At 37.6% G+C, this 20,928-nt stretch carries 19 protein-coding genes and 1 tRNA gene; 11 read left to right on the top strand and 9 right to left on the bottom strand.

Going from position 1 to position 20,928, the window contains the following annotated elements; translation table 11 throughout:
• Window positions 1-112: 112 nt before the first annotated feature.
• Entirely contained in the window at window positions 113-745 is a 633-nt protein-coding gene (locus ADHAQ_RS25155) for a DedA family protein (RefSeq protein WP_051359821.1), read from the top strand.
• A 730-nt stretch (window positions 746-1,475) separates the two neighbouring features.
• On the opposite strand, the gene ADHAQ_RS0109500 is transcribed toward ADHAQ_RS25155, so the two are convergent.
• A complete protein-coding gene (locus ADHAQ_RS0109500) occupies window positions 1,476-2,465 on the bottom strand; it encodes a dipeptide epimerase (protein WP_026462734.1) in 990 nt (329 codons plus the stop codon).
• A gap of 254 nt (window positions 2,466-2,719) precedes the next feature.
• Here ADHAQ_RS0109500 and ADHAQ_RS25160 point away from each other — a divergent pair, with 254 nt between their 5' ends.
• Window positions 2,720-4,105, top strand: coding sequence for a dicarboxylate/amino acid:cation symporter (locus ADHAQ_RS25160; protein ID WP_034256713.1), 1,386 nt, complete (start codon window positions 2,720-2,722; stop codon window positions 4,103-4,105).
• A gap of 88 nt (window positions 4,106-4,193) precedes the next feature.
• On the opposite strand, the gene ADHAQ_RS27210 is transcribed toward ADHAQ_RS25160, so the two are convergent.
• Together ADHAQ_RS27210 and ADHAQ_RS0109515 are read right to left on the bottom strand one after the other, a co-directional pair.
• Window positions 4,194-5,837, bottom strand: coding sequence for a T9SS type A sorting domain-containing protein (locus ADHAQ_RS27210; protein ID WP_051359822.1), 1,644 nt, complete (start codon window positions 5,835-5,837; stop codon window positions 4,194-4,196).
• A 482-nt stretch (window positions 5,838-6,319) separates the two neighbouring features.
• A complete protein-coding gene (locus ADHAQ_RS0109515; protein WP_026462735.1) occupies window positions 6,320-6,511 on the bottom strand; it encodes a hypothetical protein in 192 nt (63 codons plus the stop codon).
• Between the two features lie 518 nt (window positions 6,512-7,029).
• On the opposite strand from ADHAQ_RS0109515, the gene ADHAQ_RS25170 reads away from it, so the two are divergent.
• A complete protein-coding gene (locus ADHAQ_RS25170) occupies window positions 7,030-9,351 on the top strand; it encodes a hypothetical protein (RefSeq protein ID WP_051359823.1) in 2,322 nt (773 codons plus the stop codon).
• Between the two features lie 3 nt (window positions 9,352-9,354).
• Here the strand turns inward: ADHAQ_RS25170 and ADHAQ_RS0109525 are convergent, their stop codons facing one another.
• Window positions 9,355-10,083 carry a phosphatase PAP2 family protein gene (locus ADHAQ_RS0109525; RefSeq protein WP_026462736.1) on the bottom strand — a complete coding sequence of 243 codons (729 nt, stop codon included), beginning with the start codon at window positions 10,081-10,083 and terminating at the stop codon, window positions 9,355-9,357.
• A 216-nt stretch (window positions 10,084-10,299) separates the two neighbouring features.
• On the opposite strand from ADHAQ_RS0109525, the gene ADHAQ_RS0109530 reads away from it, so the two are divergent.
• Both ADHAQ_RS0109530 and ADHAQ_RS0109535 read left to right on the top strand, forming a co-directional pair.
• Window positions 10,300-10,644: a DUF4359 domain-containing protein gene (locus ADHAQ_RS0109530; RefSeq protein WP_026462737.1), complete on the top strand. Its 345-nt coding sequence runs from the start codon at window positions 10,300-10,302 to the stop codon at window positions 10,642-10,644.
• Between the two features lie 178 nt (window positions 10,645-10,822).
• Window positions 10,823-11,539: a hypothetical protein gene (locus ADHAQ_RS0109535; protein ID WP_026462738.1), complete on the top strand. Its 717-nt coding sequence runs from the start codon at window positions 10,823-10,825 to the stop codon at window positions 11,537-11,539.
• Window positions 11,540-12,169: 630 nt separating this feature from the next.
• On the opposite strand, the gene ADHAQ_RS0109540 is transcribed toward ADHAQ_RS0109535, so the two are convergent.
• A tRNA-Leu gene (locus tag ADHAQ_RS0109540) sits at window positions 12,170-12,253 on the bottom strand.
• A 99-nt stretch (window positions 12,254-12,352) separates the two neighbouring features.
• Window positions 12,353-13,057, bottom strand: a complete 705-nt coding sequence (locus ADHAQ_RS0109545) for a phosphatase PAP2 family protein (RefSeq protein WP_026462739.1) — start codon at window positions 13,055-13,057, stop codon at window positions 12,353-12,355.
• An 83-nt stretch (window positions 13,058-13,140) separates the two neighbouring features.
• Here ADHAQ_RS0109545 and thpR point away from each other — a divergent pair, with 83 nt between their 5' ends.
• The gene (gene thpR, locus ADHAQ_RS0109550; protein ID WP_034256715.1) at window positions 13,141-13,689 is read left to right on the top strand and encodes an RNA 2',3'-cyclic phosphodiesterase; all 549 of its coding nucleotides are present in this window, start codon (window positions 13,141-13,143) and stop codon (window positions 13,687-13,689) included.
• 60 nt (window positions 13,690-13,749) lie between these two features.
• A complete protein-coding gene (locus ADHAQ_RS0109555; protein ID WP_026462741.1) occupies window positions 13,750-14,244 on the top strand; it encodes a CinA family protein in 495 nt (164 codons plus the stop codon).
• Window positions 14,245-14,264: 20 nt separating this feature from the next.
• Here the strand turns inward: ADHAQ_RS0109555 and ADHAQ_RS0109560 are convergent, their stop codons facing one another.
• Complete coding sequence (locus ADHAQ_RS0109560; protein WP_034256716.1) at window positions 14,265-15,155, bottom strand: c-type cytochrome; 891 nt, start codon at window positions 15,153-15,155, stop codon at window positions 14,265-14,267.
• 108 nt (window positions 15,156-15,263) lie between these two features.
• On the opposite strand from ADHAQ_RS0109560, the gene ADHAQ_RS25175 reads away from it, so the two are divergent.
• From ADHAQ_RS25175 to ADHAQ_RS0109580, 4 genes are all read left to right on the top strand, one after another.
• A complete protein-coding gene (locus ADHAQ_RS25175) occupies window positions 15,264-15,914 on the top strand; it encodes a class I SAM-dependent methyltransferase (RefSeq protein WP_051359824.1) in 651 nt (216 codons plus the stop codon).
• Window positions 15,915-16,055: 141 nt separating this feature from the next.
• Window positions 16,056-16,664 carry a hypothetical protein gene (locus ADHAQ_RS0109570; protein WP_157433385.1) on the top strand — a complete coding sequence of 203 codons (609 nt, stop codon included), beginning with the start codon at window positions 16,056-16,058 and terminating at the stop codon, window positions 16,662-16,664.
• A gap of 171 nt (window positions 16,665-16,835) precedes the next feature.
• Window positions 16,836-17,003, top strand: coding sequence for a hypothetical protein (locus tag ADHAQ_RS28060; RefSeq protein WP_157433386.1), 168 nt, complete (start codon window positions 16,836-16,838; stop codon window positions 17,001-17,003).
• Window positions 17,004-17,376: 373 nt separating this feature from the next.
• A complete protein-coding gene (locus tag ADHAQ_RS0109580) occupies window positions 17,377-19,266 on the top strand; it encodes an ABC-F family ATP-binding cassette domain-containing protein (RefSeq protein ID WP_026462744.1) in 1,890 nt (629 codons plus the stop codon).
• 22 nt (window positions 19,267-19,288) lie between these two features.
• On the opposite strand, the gene ADHAQ_RS0109585 is transcribed toward ADHAQ_RS0109580, so the two are convergent.
• Together ADHAQ_RS0109585 and ADHAQ_RS0109590 are read right to left on the bottom strand one after the other, a co-directional pair.
• Window positions 19,289-19,954 carry a hypothetical protein gene (locus ADHAQ_RS0109585; protein WP_026462745.1) on the bottom strand — a complete coding sequence of 222 codons (666 nt, stop codon included), beginning with the start codon at window positions 19,952-19,954 and terminating at the stop codon, window positions 19,289-19,291.
• Between the two features lie 160 nt (window positions 19,955-20,114).
• The gene (locus tag ADHAQ_RS0109590) at window positions 20,115-20,867 is read right to left on the bottom strand and encodes a YebC/PmpR family DNA-binding transcriptional regulator (protein WP_026462746.1); all 753 of its coding nucleotides are present in this window, start codon (window positions 20,865-20,867) and stop codon (window positions 20,115-20,117) included.
• Window positions 20,868-20,928 lie beyond the last annotated feature (61 nt).

Here is a 20,928-nt window from a genome sequence, read left to right on the forward strand (position 1 = left end):
TTAATGTTACAACATATTTTAATTATTTTTTAGTTCCCATTATTTTTTAATTATAAACAAATCCCAGGAGGCACCGTAGGCTATACCTATTCTGCTCCTTATGATTCTTTAAATGAATAATTATTGTCTTTTATTAGCTGTACCCAATCCGGAAGAACTAATCAGGTATGGCGGACTATTACTTATAAGCGCTATTGTTTTTATAGAAACAGGCTTACTTTTAGGGTTAATAATACCCGGGGGAGATTCTCTATTATTTACAACTGGCTTATTAAGTGCAACAGGTGTTTTAGAAACGGATATATATTTATTAATACCACTACTTATTGTAGCTGGCATTTCAGGAGACCTGCTCGGGTATTTTTTAGGCAGTAAAATGGGACACAAGCTTTACCATAAACCAGACTCCTGGTACTTTAAGCGTAAGTATTTAGAAAAAGCAGAAATTTTCTATCAGGAAAAAGGTAAGTTAGCCATCATAGCTGGTAAATTTATTCCAATTGTCCGGACACTAAATCCATTACTGTGCGGGATTGGTAAGCTCTCCTTAAGAACCTATGTATTTTTTACGTCCATAGGTTCATTTCTTTGGATCAGCTCCTTAGTTATTATTGGCTATTTAACCGGTATAAAATTCCCTGGGCTAAAAAATTATATACATTTTATTATACCCGGAATTATTCTTGTTTCCGTTATTCCCTTAATACTCCAATATTTTAAACATCAGAAGCCAGAAAAAACCTGAATTAGTATTGGGTAAAACAACAATTTTATAGGCGGACAGGCTAAAAGTAGGCTTATTAAACTAATTTGAAATGCTTGAAGGTATTATTCTCCAGTAAATTGATGCAAAATATTAGGCTCATCAGGCTAAAACATTCTATTTCAGTATTTATCTCCAATAAAAATCAGTATAAATAATCCAATTTTCTGCTTCTGCTAACCGTAAAATAACACAGCAGGTTGCTAATCTGATACGTGAAAGGATAAAACCGTGATATAGGTGTTCAATTGCGTTGGATTCTTCCTTAGTTTTTTCATAATAGTCCTAAAAAGCTAATCATATTTTATGGTTAGCTTTTTCTTTGGGTTAACTATCATAATTATAGATAACTTTAATAAGTGTGCTTTAATTAAATAAAGTGCTGCTGCTGTTGTAAACATGGTAACCTTACCTGAAATGGGCTGTTCTGAATTAATATTTATAAATTCTTCTGTAAGAACGACTTCTGGCTTTCAAATCTATTAATTTGGTTACCACATAAGAAAAGCCAATCATCCCCGAAAACATTGTTATAATAACCATAATTATAATATTTAAACAAAGGTAAATGGCGACAGGGAGGCAGAAGAAATTATTAGATGAACCTGTAATTTTACACGGTTAATGCCCTAAAAGAGGAGTGTTTCTAGCGAAAAAAATAATAATGGTATAAGCCTAAAGCAATAACAGCCGGCAAGGATATACTTTAGGTTTAACTCATGTATAACCGTCCGCCTAATTCCTGAACAATACCAAAGGGCTCTTCCTTCAGGATCAGGAATCCATCTAAATCAGCCTGATAAACACCTTCACAAAGCTGCATAGCCGACCAAATACCCAACGACGTTTCTACCATACAACCAACCATAGTCTTCAGGCCTGCCGCCTTGGCTTGCTCTAATATTCGCAGCCCATTCAGATAACCGCCGGCTTTCATTAATTTCATGTTTACTCCGTGAAACTGCTTTTTTAAAACCTCCACCTCTATTTGGTTGGTTACTGATTCGTCGGCAAATAAATTATAAGGAGAATGTTTATGCAGGTGCACATACTCGTCGGTGCTAGAGGCGGGCATAGGTTGCTCCACAAAGGCTATGTTGTATTGCTTTAGCTTTTCTAAAAAAACCAGTAACTTCTCCGGATCTGTCCAAGCTTCATTGGCATCTATAATCAAGGGCCGGTGGCACACTCCCGCTACCTGCTTTATTAAATCCAGCCCCTCCTCCTCGTTTACCTTTACTTTTATAGAAGCAAACCGGTTTAGGTGGTTAGTTTTAATAAAATCAGCTACCGTTTCCGGATTCATGATTGGTAACGAAAAGGAAGTAGCCACACTGGCCGGTATATTAATACCTAAGAAATCGCCTACACTAAGTCCTTTTTGCTGACAGATGTAATGTATGTAAGCAGATTCAATAGCAAACCGGATGGCATTGGCTGGCGGATAAAGACTTAATAAAATTTGTAAATCTTCCAGGCTTCGGATCAATTCTAGGCCGTGGTCAATTAAATTATCAAACTGCTCCGTCAGGTTTTCAGCTGTTTCGTTATACCTAATATTGGGCGCTGCTTCCCCAATACCCACGTGTTTCCGGTCAGCCACTCGTATAAACAAATTTGTTTTTATATCGGAGCTGTTGCGGGAAATCTTCCAGGTATATCGTAATTGCAATGGCTTTGCCTCAATGTGCCATCGGAGCATAAATCCTTCTCTTTATTCCAGGTAATACGGATGTATCACAAATATTGCAGGAATTTTACACTTTAAAGATTTATCTTAAAGAAAAAGCCACTTTATTTATTATAGAAATTTAGCATTCTCCCTAATATCCAAAATATCATTTAACCACAGATTCTTCTATCTTTGCTTAATTTTTCTTATCCTGAAATTATATAATACTGGTACCGAGAATTTATTTCTCTGTATTCCTGGTATTTTCATTCGAGTTGTGCTGCATGAATCAAAAAAAATTATTACAAGGAGCCTTATTCATTTTATTTCTTTCTGCTTTAGTAACAGTACTTGCCAATAACTATGGTATTGTAGATTATACTATACCCTTAACTGCTCTTCGATGGGTGGGATTAGGGTTACTGGTTTTATACGGGTTAAAAAAACAATCCTTAACAACCTGGATTTTAATTAGTATGGCCATTGGGGCCGAAATTGGTTTCAGTTTCCCGGGATTTGCCACAGAGCTGAATGTATTAAGCAAAATGTTTTTACGGTTGGTTAAGACTATAATTGCACCACTTATCTTTGCCACCCTGGTAGTTGGTATTGCCGGACATTCAAACCTGAAGCAGGTAGGAAAAATGGGTTTGAAAGCCCTGATCTATTTTGAGATTGTAACCACCCTGGCGTTATTTATTGGGGTGGCAGCGATAAATATTAGCCGGGCCGGCGAGGGTATTGAATTAAGAGCAACGGTACACGAAGAGATAGCCATACCTGAAAAGAAATCTGTAGGAGATATTTTGCTGCATATTTTTCCGGAAAACATTGCCAAATCAGTAGCCGAAGGAGAAGTATTACAGGTAGTAGTTTTTAGTATCTTGTTTGGTATTGCCCTGGCCATGCTGGCTGAAAACCGGCGAAAGCCTTTGCTTTCTGTAACCGAAAGCCTGGCCGAAACCATGTTTAAATTTACCAATATTATTATGTTGTTTGCTCCCATTGCGGTGGGTGCTGCCATTGCTTATACCGTTGGACATATGGGTTTTGGCATCTTGGTAAACCTCTTTAAATTATTAGCCACTCTTTACGTTGCTTTAATAGCATTCATTTTACTGGTTTTATTGCCGGCAGCACTTTTATTCCGAATTCCGGTAGTAAAATTTGTAAAAGCCATGACCGAACCAGTCTCCATTGCTTTTGCGACTACCAGCTCCGAGGCGGCGCTACCCCGTGCCATGGAAGCCATGGAATCTATTGGAGTACCTCGTAAAATTGTGGCTTTTGTTATGCCCATGGGCTATAGCTTTAACTTGGATGGCACAACCCTTTACCTTTCTCTGGCCTCCATATTTGTGGCTCAGGCAGCGGGTATTGATATGCCATGGGAACAACAACTTTTAATGGTTCTTACCCTCATGCTAACCAGCAAAGGAGTAGCAGGCGTTCCGCGGGCTTCACTGGTTATTTTATTGGGAACTGCTGCTTCATTTAATTTACCTGTAGAGCCAATTTTTATTATATTGGGAATAGACGAGTTGATGGATATGGCCCGCACCGCCACCAATGTTATTGGCAACTGTTTAGCATCGGCCATTGTGGCCCGTTGGGAAGGTGAATTTAATGACAACCCTACTCCTATTCAGGAGCATGTAACCGAGATATAGCCTTCCTTTTAATAAAGATTAAACAATAAAAAGCTACTGGTTAATTTTAAATTACCAGTAGCTTTTTATTGTTTAATAGATAGGGTCTTTACTTTTTCATAAAAGTTTTACTCTCTTTTTTACCATCCTTCACTAATATCAAATAATAAGTTCCGGTAGCCAGCTTCTGAGTTGGTACTGTTAAAGTATAAATACCAGCTGGTTCCTGTTGTTCCAGCACTATCTGTCCCGAACTATTTATCACCTGGATTTGGTAGGTACTATTGGGAGAGGATTTGTCTAAATTTACTGTTAGTTCATCCATAACCGGGTTCGGATAAATCTTCATTGAATTAAGACTAGTAACCTTTCTGTTCACTGCTAATATGGGCGAGTAAGAAATGGTACCATCCCAATCCAGTTGCTTTAATCGGTAATAAACCAGACCAGCCATAGGATTATTGTCGGTATAGGTATATTGATGCTCTTGATGTGTGGTTCCATTACCTTTTAGGCTGGCAATCGATTCAAAAGCACCTGCTTCGTTTAAACTTCTTTGTACTTCAAACTTTTCATTATTTATTTCTGAAGCAGTGGCCCAGCTTAATAATACTCCTTTCGGTTCTGATTTAGCACGGAAAAATAATAAAGTTACGGGTAGGGTCTGAGGAACACCTAATGAAAGATTCTCAGTATTGTTATCATAGCCTTTTGTATTATAATTGTAAGGATTACTAACCCAAGCGCCACCATTTGCTTGCCGGGTATTTAGCAAGTTAAAGGATAAGGAATGATTATTTCCTTCTTCCAATGATTCTGTAATACCAATATCCTGGCTGGTAGTACCAGCGGCCGGCCCAGAAGTAGCGGTAATTGTGCCGCCATAGGAAATAAATTGTATTAAATCTGTTCCTGAACTTAGGCTTAAGCCACCCCTGCCATCAACCAAACCAACCGGAATATCCAGATAATATATTCTGTCATTGCCATAAACAGCCGTTTCATGCGAAAGAAAAGCGTTTAAAGGAAATGAATTGTAAACACTGCCGCCAGCATTATATAACGACAGGGTTGAAGAACTTAATTGGCTATAATCTTTGGGTGCAATAACTTCAACAAAACCTGTTTTAGAAACGGTTGAATTTGCATAATGGAATTCATTAATTTTAAGTTTAGGCACTACACTCCCAAACAAAAACACGTTATCTACTTTATACGCTCCTCTGCCATCTGGAGCAGCAAAGCCATAAATCCTGAAAGTAATGGTAGCCCCAACTTCTGTTTTAATATCGGTAAAATCCCAGACTGTCTCGGTATTTTCTACTGAAGAATCAAAATCTAAATAATCCGTGGTAAAATCTCCGGAGGCATTATGTGCCACCCGTATTTTAGAAGGCCCGGCATTACTCCTGGAATTGGTAAAACTTAATCTAGACAGATTGAGGCTATAACCTGGGTGAGCCGTAACTTTAAACTCAATAAAAGTAGAATAGGTGTTGGCAGTAGTACTCCAGTTTCTAGAATTTAGCACATCATTACCAAAATTATAATTAACCCCTACTCTGGTAAAATCTGAGAAAGTAGCATGAGCCGGTTGGCTGGTAATCTTGTTGTTCTGATTATCAATAGCAGTGGTGCCTGTAAATTCGTATTTGCCTAATTGGGCAAAAGAGAAAAATGGTGTAATAAAAAGTAATAATAAGAAGCTAAGCTTAACTGAAACATTCGATTCAACAAATTGTAGATACTTCATATATGTTAGAGATTGATTGCTTCTTTAAGGCATACCCCTTTTACAGCAGACACCATTACTGATAATCAGGTAGTTGGCAATAAAATTTAAAGAGGTAAATGATTGAACAGGTACTTTAGTTCATTTTAGAAAAAATAAATCGTCATTCATTTCAGGAATGTTTGGAGCACAAAAGCATGATAGAAGCGCCTCTGGAGATGACTTTGGTTAATTGCGGAAGCCTTATTTTTAAATACCTGGCACAATTTATAACCCTGATACTGATTCGAACAGGCTAAAAAAGATAAGTTATTGACAATACAACAACTGCCAAAAAGGAAAATACTTAAAAAGAAGCTGGTCAAACAAGGCGAGACACCTGGTAAAGAAAGGTTTAAAGAGGGAGAATTTTTATTCAGGTAATTTTCTAAAACTACCTTAATTTTTCTTTAGTAAAAGCCAACCTGCTATTTGCCTAATCTAGAAGATCGGGGAAAGGCAACTTAGGCTTGTGCTTTTTTTATTTCTTTCAGGCGAAGTTCAACCCGATGTTTTATAAGCTTGTATTTTATTATCAACTCCGGGTTATCGGTACGTTTAAACAAGTAGCGCAGGTAAATAAGCTTTTCCTCACACTCTGCAAAGCCCAGCTTCTCTATATCCTCTTTCCGAATTTTTAGGCTACTTTCTAACATTTAATTTTACAATACCTGATAATACAAAGTAAAAGTGTATTTCTCTTTTCTGAAAATGAATTTTAAAAAATTTTACCCGCTTAACTAAACTTCTATAAATTATTCATTCATGACAGATAAATTGAATAAAATGATCTAAAGAGATTAGGCTAATATATTTAATAAATAAACGACTTCCTGTCTGTTACTTTAATTAAATATTAGGTTCTATAAATATAAGTAACATTTACCAAAATTCAATCCTCTATCAACCAATTAAAACTGGGAATAGATAAATTTCATTACGTGATGGTTTTTGAATCAAAATAAAGATTTAACTACATTAAAAAGATTTCAGAATAACAAAATAATAATGCCTTTCCCGCCATGCCTGGTATCCTAAAAAAAGGCTCAATTTAAAAAGCAGTTACACCTGAATAATCTTCTAAATTTTCTATTTAGGGCATGTACCTAATTACCTTCATTTAGAGTATAATCGGGTACAAGAATCAAATAACTGCGGCCAGTTATAAAAATATATGAAGAGTTCTGACTTTAGATTAAGCTATACTGAGTTTCCTTTTAAATCAAATTTATGTTTTGAACCCATAATTAATTATTGGGAAACCAAAATTAACGATGATAATAAAGGTATATCCCGCTTTGCTAAAGAAATAACCCGACAGTTACAACAGGCGCCAGATTTACAGAAAGTCATAAATGACACTTTGTTGCTAAACAAATTCGAAGATTTAGTAGAACTTTTAATGACGGCCGTTTTTCCTCCTGCTTCCTGGGACTCTCAGATAAGTGGAGCACTTATTCCCTTTCAGCATTTAAGCTTTTATGAAACCCCCAGATTTCGGGAAATATTCCTGACAGATGGAAATATTCTGAAACGGCCACTGAACATGGATAAACAAGCAATGGTTTTTTTTAAGACCCGGCTTGCCTTGTTAGTAATACTGGAACAAGTATATCAGGTACCCGTTCCCGACGAAGAAGCTACCATTTTTACCGTACCAGATTACCAGTTGGGGCTTTACCGACATTATAAAGTCTCTTTTAACCTAACCTTTTTACAGGTAAAATCTATTGGACAACCACGAGAATTAAGTACCGCTGATATTCAGTTATTACTTAGCAATATGCAAAACCTGGATTTATGGCTGGAATACTTACGCCCGGAGAACTTTGAGTTTGAAGGATTTTATGTAATGGACTTGGTAGATGTAACAGAACAGGAAACGCTATCGGCCATAAAACTGGACTTACTGGAAAAGGATGTTTTGGTGGCGGCTGACCGGTTTGAACAATTGCAGGAAAAAATCCGCATCTTTTTTGGCCGGCCGCATTTGCAATTGGGAGTAGCTGCTTTTAATAAAAAGAAAAATACCTTCGTTAACTTTGGCCGGAAAATAAATCACAGCTTTCTAATACCCCAAACCGAAGACCCAACCACCTCCATTATTTTTAAAGCAATATATGATAAACTGATAGAAGTACGCGACCCAATGGTAATAGAAGATATTACCAATTCGGTTTTACCGGATGGGGTAGCAGAAAAAATTCAGCGAATGGGTTTAAATAGCATAATTCTGGCCTTACTTCGCTACGGAGACGAAATTTTGGGTATCATTGAGTTAGGATCCCCTTATCCACGCGACCTGAACAGTTTTTCATTGGGGAAAATTGAACAATTTTTGCCCCACTTTGAAGCCGCTGTAAAACGCAATGCGGAAGATTTAGAAAGCCGGATTCAATCAGTAATAAAAGATAAGTTCACAACCATTCACCCGGTACTGGAATGGCGCTTTAAAGATGCGGCCTCCAATTATTTAGAGAAACAGGAAGCAGGTGAACCTACCGAAATAGAACCCATTGTATTTCATGATGTGTATCCGCTATATGGAGTTTCCGATATCCGAAGCTCCTCTGTTGAACGGAACATGGCCATTCAGGCCGATTTAATAGAACACCTACGTTTAGTGGAGAAAGTACTAAAACAAGCTGGCAATCTGGTTTCTTTACCGGTTTTGGACGAATTAAATTTTTATGTATCTAAAAGCTTAAAGAAACTCCGGAAAGGAATTTTATCAGAAGACGAAGCCGGAATTTTAGAGGTGGTTAAAAAACATGTTGAGCCCTTATTCAATTATTTGGAAAAAAATACGGCATCACTAGCTCCGGTTATAGCATCTTACTGGAATGCCATGGACCCTAACTTAGGCATTTTGTACAAACGCAGAAAATACTTTGAAGAAAGCCTGACGAAGATAAATGAAACTATCTCAGAATACCTGGAACAGGAAGAAGCCAAAGCGCAGCAAATGTACCCGCATTACTTTGAAAAATATAAAACAGATGGGGTAGAATTTAATATCTATGTAGGGGCCTCTATTGTAGAAAACCGGTATTTCGATATGGTTTTCTTGCGGAATTTACGTCTGTGGCAACTTAAAACCATGTGCGAAATTGCCAGACGTACCGCTGCTTTAAAACCAACCTTGAGTTTACCTTTAGATACCACGCAGTTAATTCTTATTTATAGTCAGCCGCTGGCTATCCGGTTCCGGCGCGATGAGCGCAAATTTGATGTAGACGGCGCGTATAATATTCGGTACGAAATTATTAAAAAGCGGATTGATAAAGCCACTGTTTTGGGCACTAAAGAACGTCTTACTCAACCGGGTACCGTAGCCATTGTGTATGCCCAGGGTCGCGAAGCAAACGAATACAAAGGCTACATAGAATATTTACAAACTGTAGGCATGATAACCGCGCAAGTAGAAGACCTGGATTTAGAAGAATTGCAGGGTGTAAGTGGTTTAAAAGCTTTACGGGTGCATATTAAACCTTAATATTTAGTTATTTCGGTGAGAAGATTCCACCGGACTTTCATCCATTACATCAGTAGCTTTACGGGCATATTTAGGTTCCAGGCGGCGTAGCAACAAAATACTAATAATTAAGAAGATAAAACCTGCTGCCCAACCCGCTACTACATCACTGGCGTAGTGCACATGTAAATAAATCCGGCTAAAGCCAATTAAAATTATCCAAATAAATAATAACCCAGATAAAACCCAACGCCAAAACAAGGAGCGAATATTGGTCCAGACCAAATATATTAACAAACCATAAAAAGCACCCCCTATCATGGCATGACCACTGGGAAAGCTCAGTCCCGATTGTTCGTAAAAAGCTGTTTCTGGCCGGGGCCGGTTAAACCAAGCTTTCATGCCCTGATTTAAGGCAGAACTACCAGCTGAAATTACCGGCACTTTTAAGGCATACCAACGGTGTTTTTTAAATACTAAAAATAAAGCTGCCAACCCTAAAGAACCATAAATTAAAAAATCTTTAGAAGCAAAAAACGTTACAAACTTAAAAAAAGAAGTGCGGGCTGGAGTGGTATGGGCTTCGGCAAAAGAAAAAGCAACTGCATCAAGTGCTTGGTTCTGATCAATAAAAACCAATTTTGCTATATACAAAAATATAAATACACTTACTACGGCTACCCCGGCTAAAACCGCCAGTTCTAGACCAATCAAAGTAAAAACGGCAATTACTTTTTTAAACACTTCAGACATGCCTTTCTATTCTTTTATGCTTTCACAAAAATATATGTAATACTTATTTTTAGAATTTATGGATAAGCAAAAAGCAGATAATTGTTTAAAAGAAGAATTATATTTATGGAAGTAGCCATAAATTTTAAAAGCATATAGTAATTTAGTAACCTGAAAATAGGTAGTACCTAAAATAAACTATTTTATATATTTTTTTTAGATACTGGAATAAAGGATATGAAAAATAAAGTATTTCTATTTTTAGCTGCTCTTGTGCTTATACTGATAGTTTCAAATCCTCAAACAGAAAAGCACCAGGAAAAAGTAAGAACGGAATTATTTTCTGTCTTGTATAGTTCTTCTCAAAGAAGCAATTTTGAGAAGAACAAAAGCAATCCTCAAATGAGCTTTATAAGCAATGCCCTGAGTAAAGCAATTTCCAGAAAAAACTATGGTCTCTTTTCTGTTACTAAGGCTGCTGTAGGTGGTGAAAGTAAAACCATTGGCGTAGGATTATTAGGGGCTGTAATTTTAACAGAGGATATGAATAATTTTAAGAACGAAAAAATTAATTACTTTTAAATCAAATTATTTCATTTAAAATATTTAAATTTACCTAAGAATTCTTTTTAAAATATCTAATTATTATTTTAATCTGTTGCTAAATTAGCCAGACAAATAATAAAAGACAATCTAAAAGCCAATATAAGGCAATAAGTAGCCAAACAAAGAAAGTAATTCAATAAACAAATTTATCCCCATGAAATTACTAGCTTCTCTCCTTTTCTGCTTATTTTCTTTAACCGGATTTTCCAATTCTTACCAAGATAAAAATCCTTTTGTTCGGTTCAGGCAAACAAAGGAATCTCCTGAACCAGCCGAAGATAAGATCAGTTTAGGAAAATTAAATTCTGATCAGCATTTACCACAGGAGTTTATTGCCAAAAAAGCAGATTCAGCTAATGCCAATTCCCCCGATTCTACTTCCAAAATAACTACCGAGTACCAGAATTTTTTAGTAGGTAAAAAGCAATTTTATTATACCAAATTTTTTAAAGCGCCAACCAAAGCTGAAAACGATTTGCCCGTTAAACTTTTCAAATATTTGTCTTCGGAAACAGGATTATCAGAAGTAAAACTGGAAAACAATATAATATCAGGTAAAATAGACGAACTTAGCTTTGACACCCGGAAATATGGTAATGAACTAGCCTCTAGCGGCCTATTGCTTACTTTCCCAGTTGATGGAAAGTTTACTATACAATTTAAAGGCAGTACTTATAGCCTACTTATTTGGGATATGGCATTTACCGATCCTCGGTTACCTCAACCAGATGGCAATAGTCTTTTTACCCGACAAGATAAAACCTTATTGGCAACAAATCCGGAAGCAATCCAGGCTATGTCTATTATGGATAAACAATTTGAGGAAATCTTTAAACTAAATGAAAGAAAAAGGTTTAGACCTGATTGGTAAATCCTGTTGGATTTATAAGAAAGCCTAACACTCCGCTACAAAAACCTGTTACTGAACAATAATAACGGATTGCCAGTAGCCCCCCCCTCCTAATTATACTTATCCCAAAAAAAATAGTACCCATAGGGCTATCATTTTTATTTTTATCTTTAATATTTCTTCCTTTATACTAGTATATACCTATAGGTGGGCTTAAAATATAAGTAATTCTACTTATTGCTTTATTCTTTCTAAGCTTCCCTTCAGTTGTTACCTCTCTATCAGGTATTCAACAAAAAGAAAATAACTCCTCAGACTTTAGGAATTTTCATCTCTTCTTACAATATTCTTTTTAATCAATTGCGCCTCATCGTTAATAAATGCTAAAAGAGTCCTGATCTTTCTATTAATAGTATTATTCTAATTTATTTTTTAGATTTATAAAGAATATAAATGAGTTATAGAAATTAGTTTTTGTTTATTTAAAGATGTCAATATACTAATAACTCAACTTCAAAACTTGTTTAAAGATTAACGTTTTACATCAAGCGGCTCCTTAATTAAGGAGCCGCTTGTGCTTTATAGGATTAGTTACACTTATCGTGACATTTTATAAAAAAAGCCCTTCTACATTTTGTAGAAGGGCTTTCGTGCGCACGGGGAGACTCGAACTCCCACGGGACAACTCCCACAGGCTTCTGAGACCTGCACGTCTACCAGTTCCGCCACGTGCGCATTCTAAGAGAAAATCTCAACTGGTTTCCACTGGTAGGCCACAAAGGTAAAAGAAAATATTTAATCAGCACCACCTGTTTTTTATAAATATTTCTTTTTTTAAGCTTGTTCTACTGTTTTTCTAAGTTTCCGCCCGGAGTACCGTTCAAATTTATTGAGAAAGAAAATAGCCAGAATAACCCAGATAAATCCTGCCGCAAATCCAGCCAACACATCGGTGGCATAATGCACGTGCAGGTAAATCCGGCTAAAGCCAATGAGCAAAATCAAAGCACCTATTATAATTAAAAGCACTATTCGCCAAACTGGATTTTTTACGCGGTTCCAGATAAGATACAGCAACAAACTATAAAATGAGGCACTTATCATAGCATGTCCACTTGGAAAGCTTAATCCCGAAGATTCTACTAAATGATCGATTTCGGGCCGTTGCCTATTAAAAAAGTATTTTAAAATCAGATTTAAAGAAATACTGCCCAATGCTATTACCGGTACTTTTAACGAATACCATTTATGGCGCCGGACAAACAAAAAATAAAATATCAAAATAAGAGAAACCGCGCTAATAAAATTACGGGACGCAAAAAAAGTAATCACAACCATAAACCTGGTAAAAGCATCTGAACCTAAACTATCCGCCCAGGCAAATGCGCGACTATCAAACTTTAAATCCGTTCCAGCCAGAATCTGGTGCCCAAGCAATAAAAACACGCAAACGCAAGCCAGAAACATCCCTAATATAAATATTAGTTCTACCGTAAATAAGGCAAATATCGCTACTGTTCTTCTAATTAGTCGGTCCATAGTAGCGGATTTATACGTATAATTTTTGGTGCAGATATAACTTAACCTAAATTCATTGGCACAATAGGTAAACCATTAAATTTATGAGATTATTTATAGCCGTTCCTCTCGACCAATACATAAAGCTAAACCTAGTTAAACTGCGTGAGGGATATAAAACAGCAGAAATCAGGTTTATACCAGAAGAGAATTTACATTTAACCTTACATTTTATTGGTGATTACCCGGAAAACAAGGTACCGGAATTAGCTAAGCTCCTCCAGGAAATAGCCAGCTTCCAATCAACTTTCGACCTTACTTTCCAGGAAATCGCTCCTGGGCCAACTTTGCGGTCGCCAAGGTTAATCTGGGCACGGTTTCAGGAAAATAAATTATATGAGGAATTGGCAACTAAAATATGTGCCGCTATGCATGCTCCTCCGGGAGCACATGGCAAATTTATTCCCCATGTTACCCTGGCCCGCTTCCGGAAAGATACTAATAAACCCCAAAACCTGTCCATTATTACATCAGATGAACCTCCCGTATTTTCAGTAACCTCTTTTGCTTTATGGAGTTCTGAGTTACAAACCCCGCATCCCCGGTACAGCATTATACAGGAATTTAATTTCGGACCTCCTGCCAGCGGGTAAAACTTATCAGATTAAAAGGTAGTAATAGGGCTATTATAATTTATTGATTCTTTTATAGCTATGACGCAATCTGATTTAACCCGGTTGGTAATGAAACTGAAAGACAAAGGCCAAACCATTGCCTTTGCCGAAAGTATTACCGGTGGTATGTTAGTTTCGGAATTTATTAAAGCCAAAGGCACCAGCGACGTATTATTAGGCAGTATTGTAACCTATGCCGAAGAAGTAAAACAAAAAGTATTAGGCGTAAAAAGGCAAACGCTGAAGCTATACACTGCAGAGTCGCAACAGGTAACAAACGAAATGGTAATTGGCTTAAATAAATTATTGAAGGCTAATGTTTCCGTGGCAGTTACCGGTTTAGGTGGTGTAGGGGCTTCAGAATCTAAAGAAAAACCAGTAGGAACCGTTTTTTTCTCTATTCTTTGCGAAGGGAAAGTAGAAGAATACCGTGAGGTATTTGATGGCAATAGCACAACTATACGGAAACAGGCAGCCGATTTTATCTTCCAGAAAATAGAAGCTACCCTCGACCGCCATTTTGAACACCAATAACTTTTTAAATTAATATTTACTTAGGCCGGTAAATTTTTCAGGAATAAGTAAAGTGATTTAATTTCAGTATCGGTAAATTGTTTTGCCATAGGCCAGGGCATAAATTGAGGATCAAGTTTTTTACCTTCCGGGGTTACTCCTGTCCGTAAAGTTTCTATAAACTGAGATTCCGTCCATTTACCAACACTGCCAGTTCTGGTAATATTAGGCACTTGCGGCGAACCCGGAATTAAAGGTTCTCCTCCCGTAAAAGTATCGCGGTGGCAACCCGTACAAGAAATTGCCAGGTATTTACCATAGGCAGGTGTTACTTCAGGTTTTACGACATCTATACCAGGCGCAGCATGATCCACTTTTTCTGCCGAAACCAATGGAAACTTATCAAAATTAGCTAATACATAAATAACCGGTTTTAAGGTAATAGCTGGCACCTCATTATCAACAGCTGGCCGGGATTTGATATAAGCTATTAAAGCGCCTAAGTCTTCATTAGATAAAGAATTATACTCATAGGAAGGCATTAATTTCAAGGATTTCCCATCTTTCCCGATGCCATGCTTAATGGCCCGCACAAAATCCTGATCGGTATAAGAGGTGTATCGGGTAGTTAAGCCACCTTTTCCAGTGGTTAAGTTAGGAGCCACTAATTTTCCTAAACCCGGATCATCAATTATAATTCTTCCTTCGTAATTTACATTATGGCAATCGTTACATCCCTTAATGTTGGCAATGTGCTCTCCAAGAACAATGGCAGCTGAATCGGAAGGAATTTTAACAGGCTTTACAGCAACTTCATTGTATTGTTTGTTTAATCTTCCTTCCACCCGGAAGTAAATAAAGGCGTAAGCCACTAATAAAATGGCTATTAAAGTTCCCAGGATTATACCTGCCCATTTAAAGATTTTTTTCATGACAACATAAGGAAAGGGTTGGCGATTAATAATATTAGAGAATTAAAATATTACATAAATGCTTAAAAGTCAAGCATAAATAATAATTTATTTAAAATTTATCCTTTCATGAATGCCCCTCAGTTTAATGAAGTAGCTCCCTTTTATGATGCTTTAGCCAGGCTGGTGTTTGGTCAGGAAATTATAAAGGCGCAACAGGCTTTTTTGGGAAATATAAGCCAAGAGGCCAAAATTTTAATAATCGGCGGCGGTACTGGTAATATCCTGAAGGAAATAACCCGGAGAAACACAAAGGCTGATATTCTTTTTTTAGAAGCTTCTTCCAAAATGCTCCAAAAGGCTAAGAAAGTAATTCCTCCACCTGATTATACCGGGCGAATTGAGTTCCGATTAGGTACGGAAAAAAGTATTTCGGAAGAAGAAAAGTTTAAGGTGGTGCTAACCCCCTTTTTTCTGGATTTATTTGCGGCTAAACCATTACAGGAAATAACAGATATTTTATATAATGCTTTGGTACCCGGAGGTTATTGGCTGGTAACTGATTTTGTTTATCCCTCCGGAGCTGTACATAAAAAAGTCTGGGCTGCTGTTTTGTTTTCGAGTATGTATCTTTTCTTCAGAATTACGTGTAACATAACAGCGACAAAATTACCTGCCTGGGAAAACCATTTAAAGCAATACCATTTAATTCCGTTACAGATAAGATATTTTTATAATGGACTGATAAAAACAGAACTGTTACAAAAAAACGCTAGATGACTCTTTTCCAGGACAGCCGCTGCAATATTGTGCAGATAAAAGGCACGATTTTTGAAATATTTTCGTACTTTTAGTATAGTAACTTTAACATTGATGACCTTGAAAGTAAAAAATATACTCCTTTACGGACTTTTTATCCTTGTGCCTTTCCTAAGTAAAGCACAAGCGGTTTCTGAGGTTAGTGGTGCTGAACTAAATACTACGCCTCCAGCCATAGCAACACCATTACCTGCCGATAAGCCCACTGAGGAACCTATAAAAAGAACAAATAACTTAAAACAACCTGCAAAATTACATTATGGCCTTTCAATGGGTTCACAATTTAGCAGGTTTGGTTCTGCTTTTTATATGCAACCGAGCGTTATGTTTCCGGTTAATAAACGTTTTCAGGCTTTTACCAGCTTAAATATTATTACTGCCTACGGCACAAATCATAATGGTTTCTACGGGGAAGCATCTAACGGAGGAGCGCCTATCCGAAACCAGCATTACATTGTAAATGTAGGCGGCAATTACCTGGTAAACGATCGCCTAAATATAACTGGTAGCATCTGGCGTGACCTTTCCAAAATGCCTATGCAGAACAATACGGTAAACTTATTTTCTCCTATGGGCTCATCGGGTATGCAGTTTAGAGCTCATTATAAGGTTACTGAAAATTTCTCTATTTCAGGGGGCATCCGGTATTCTGATGGCAATGGCTACAATAACCTGTATTACCCAGGATTTAATTCTCCTTTTGGCTTTTAGGATCAGATAAAATATTTTTTTACGGAACGGCCCAACTGGAAACAGTTTGGGCTGTTTTTATTTAGCATAAACGGGCGTTTGCACCTTGTCCTGTGCAAATAGCTTATAAATGAAACTCCGTATCAAAACTATTAAGCCGGCTGGGCCGGCAATAAAAAACAGATGGCCTGTATGCCAACGGGGAAGAATTATTTGTATTTTACTTTAAAATATATTGCGGTGGAGATTCCCAGAAGTCCGCAACAAACAGAAAAAGCAAAAGATGATTACTGCCCGGTTGTAAAGCAGAATCCCGATATTTTTATAAACAAAGCCAATGCTCTCATTTGGCCAGATTAAATTACCTTTTTATTCAGGTTTGCTGGCATTAAACTTTCTGATAAACCGGGTTCTTTTTAATTTACCATTTATTTAAAGAAAAACCACCGTGCCTATGGTCAGTAAGAATATTCAGAATATTCCTTAACTGCTCCGCTACCATGACCACTGCGACCACTAGGATGAAAAATCAGTAAAGCTGATTTATGCTCAGAACCCGACAAGAATTAACAGCAATCGGCCAAGTACATGGCATTTTATAACTTCCGGGCTTTATAGCGAAGAAATTCACTTATAACCCAGGATGCTAACGCAGGTTATTATATAGAGCCAAACCTGTACAAAACTTTAAGGAAGACACGTATAACTTAGGCGTTTTAGCTAACTTTGTAGTATGAATTACCTTTCAGCAGAATCAATTTCCAAATCCTACGGCGATAGGTGGCTTTTTCAGAACCTTAACTTTGGCATAAACCTGGGGCAACGGATTGCCCTGGTGGGCATAAATGGATCGGGTAAATCCACACTTTTAAATGTTTTAGCTGGCCTTATCCCCCCGGATACAGGTTCGGTGAGTGTGCGTAAAGGTATAAAGATAGGATACTTAGGACAGCAGCCGATTTTTAACGAATCCCTGACGGTGCACGAAACAATCTTTGCTACCAGTAATGAAATACTGGCGACCATTCAGGATTATGAAAAGTGTTTAGAAGATAGCAATACATCCGCCGAGAAAATGCAAGCGGTAATGGAGCGCATGGACGAACTGGGAGCCTGGGATTATGAATTAAAAATCACACAAATATTATCGAAACTGGGTATCCATCACCTGGATCGTCAGATTAGTCAATTATCCGGAGGACAGCGTAAACGGGTAGCCATGGCCCGTGTGCTCATTGATGAGCCCGATTTACTAATTTTAGATGAACCTACCAACCACCTGGACCTGGATACCATTGAATGGCTGGAAGGACTTTTATCTACCTCGCAGCAAACCTTACTAATGGTTACCCACGACCGCTATTTTTTAGATAAAGTAGCCACTGAGGTTGCCGAACTAGATCGGGGGCAAATATTTTCTTACAAAGGAAACTACACCTATTTTGTGGAGAAAAAGGCCGAGCGGGAAGTACAACAGGACGCCGAAATAGAAAAGGCCCGGAACCTGATGCGCAAAGAACTGGACTGGATGCGCCGGCAACCAAAAGCCCGGGGTACCAAATCAAAATCCCGGATAGATGCTTTTTATGATTTAAAAGATAAAGCTAATAGCAAAGTAACCACCACCAACCTGGAGCTGTCGGTTAAAACAACCCGCCAGGGCGGAAAGATTATTGAGGTTGATCATATCAATAAATCATTTGGCGAGAAAAGAGTAATAAATGATTTCTCCTATGTATTTAAAAAGAAAGACCGTATTGGTATAATTGGTCAGAACGGGGCTGGCAAAACAACTTTCTTAAATATACTTACTGGTAAATTACAACCTGATAGCGGTGAAATAGCTACCGGCGAAACTACTGTTTTTGGTTACTATACCCAGGATGAACTTACTTTCCGGGACGACCAACGGGTAATTGATGTAGTAAAAGAAATAGCAGAAGTAGTAGAAACCGGAAAAGGCGAAACCATTACAGCTGCTCAATTTCTGCAGCATTTCCAGTTTAGCCCGGCTATGCAATACACCTATGTAAGCAAACTTAGCGGAGGGGAAAAGCGCCGGTTACAATTATTACGGGTACTTATCAAAAACCCAAACTTCCTTATTCTGGATGAACCTACTAACGACCTGGATATTATTACCTTAAATATTCTGGAAGACTTCCTGCTAAACTTTGGAGGCTGCTTACTTATTGTTTCGCACGACCGGTATTTTATGGACCAATTGGTGGAGCACATATTTGTTTTTGATGGCGAAGGAAATATTAAAAGCTTTCCTGGTAATTACACAGATTACCGCGAATATCTAGCCGAACAGGAAAAAGAAGAAAAAGAAAAGCCGGAAACAAAACCTGTAGTGCCGGCACCGGCTGCACCTGTTGCCATGCCAGGTACTACTGAAAAGAAAAGGAAACTCTCTTTTAATGAAAAAAGAGAGTTTGAGCAATTAGATGAAGCTATTCAGCAATTAGAAGCCCGGAAAACAGACTTGTTTAACCAAATGGCCAGCGAAAGCGTTGACCATAAAAAGATGGCTGAAAATGCGGCTTTATTAAAAGAAATAGAAGCTGAATTAGAAGCTAAAACAGAACGTTGGCTGGAACTGGCTGACCTGATGGATTAAAAAATTTCAGCTTTAGCTACGGTTATTGTTCGTAGCTAAAGCTGAAACCTAATTTCTGACCTCGACTTACCTGCTGGTTCTCCATTTTCTGTTTTACTGTAATTTTCTTAATATCATCAATATCCGGCGCCATTAAGTCGTTATTTACAGCCGCCACCATGGCACTCTCTATAAATAGCCGCAGGGCATCTTCATCTATAAGATTTTTGGCAATATCGCAGGTAGGTAAATCCAGTTCGGTTACTCCTTCTATGTGGTAATGGTTTTCAAAATTTATCAGTAAGCGGGCCAGCAAATATCCCGGATCGTTCATCCGACCATACTTTATAGAATCAGCCATAAAGTTATACGCCATAATGTGCCCGAAAAATCTTCTTCTAAAATCTTCTTCTACATAAGGCGTGGTCATCAAGGCATTATCCTCCGAAAAGGTAACCACATTAGAATGCATCACAAAAATGAGTAAATCGCCGGAAAACTTTATCTGAAATTCAAAATCATTTATATTCCGGTATTCAATTGCTACTGTAGAGTCTACTTCGGTAATTTTTTTGCTAAGTTCTTCCACAATATGGTAGGCACAATCCCGGAGTTGATCAAAAGTTTCCTTCGTATTCCGGAATATGGTTTGCTTAGTTATTGACTTTTGTTTTAATCCTTCAAAAATTACCTCAAGTTTATCTTCCATAGTTTATTTACCTAGCTGTAGCTTATAAAACGGCACCGGTTAAAGAACCGATAGGTATTTACCGTAAATAACTTAAAAATGTTAAAGATTTCAGTTTTATAAAATAGCAACCGCCACCTTCTTTTATGACGCACGCTCCATAAAAGACCTGGCTACCTGCTTACTCCAGTGCTGCCAGGGCTTCTTCATTCAGTTCTATATTATGATATACCTTTTGCACATCGTCATCGTCTTCCAGGACATCAATAAACTTCATCACTTTCCTAAGCGATTCCTCATCCAGGGTTACCGTTGTATTGGGTATCCGTTGCAGTTCGGCATTTTCTACTTCCAGCTTTAGCGCTTCCACTTTTTTCTGCATGGCCCCAAAATCTTCCATGGCACAATAAACGGTAACATAATCTTCTTCAAAAGCTACTTCTTCTGCACCGGCATCTATCATTTCCAGCGTGAATTCCTCTTCATCTAAAGTCAGGTTATCGCTTAACTTAATGTTAAATACCCCTTTCCGGTCAAAAATAAACTCTAAAGAGCCATTGGTGCCCAGGCTGCCGCCATATTTATTAAAAGCTGACCGGATATTTTGAACTGTACGATTAATATTATCCGTCATACATTCAACAAAAATTGCTACTCCATGGGTGGCATACCCTTCGTAGGTTACCTCTGTGTAAACAGCACCATCAGAACCCGAGCCTTTTTTAATTGCCCGCTCTACATTGTCTTTGGGCATGTTGGCCGCTTTGCTATTCTGAATGGCTAACCGAAGACGTGGATTCCCTTCCGGATCTGGACCTCCTTCCCGTACAGCAACGGTAATTTCTTTTATAATTTTGGTGAATATTTTTGATCTTTTGGCGTCTAGCGCGCCTTTTTTACGCTTAATTGTAGACCACTTACTATGCCCTGACATAAACTTTTAGTCTTTTTTAGATATGTATATAAAGACGCAATTTATTATTTTTTAACAGCCT

Origin of the sequence: Adhaeribacter aquaticus DSM 16391 (assembly GCF_000473365.1) — a bacterium.
Taxonomy (GTDB): domain Bacteria; phylum Bacteroidota; class Bacteroidia; order Cytophagales; family Hymenobacteraceae; genus Adhaeribacter; species Adhaeribacter aquaticus.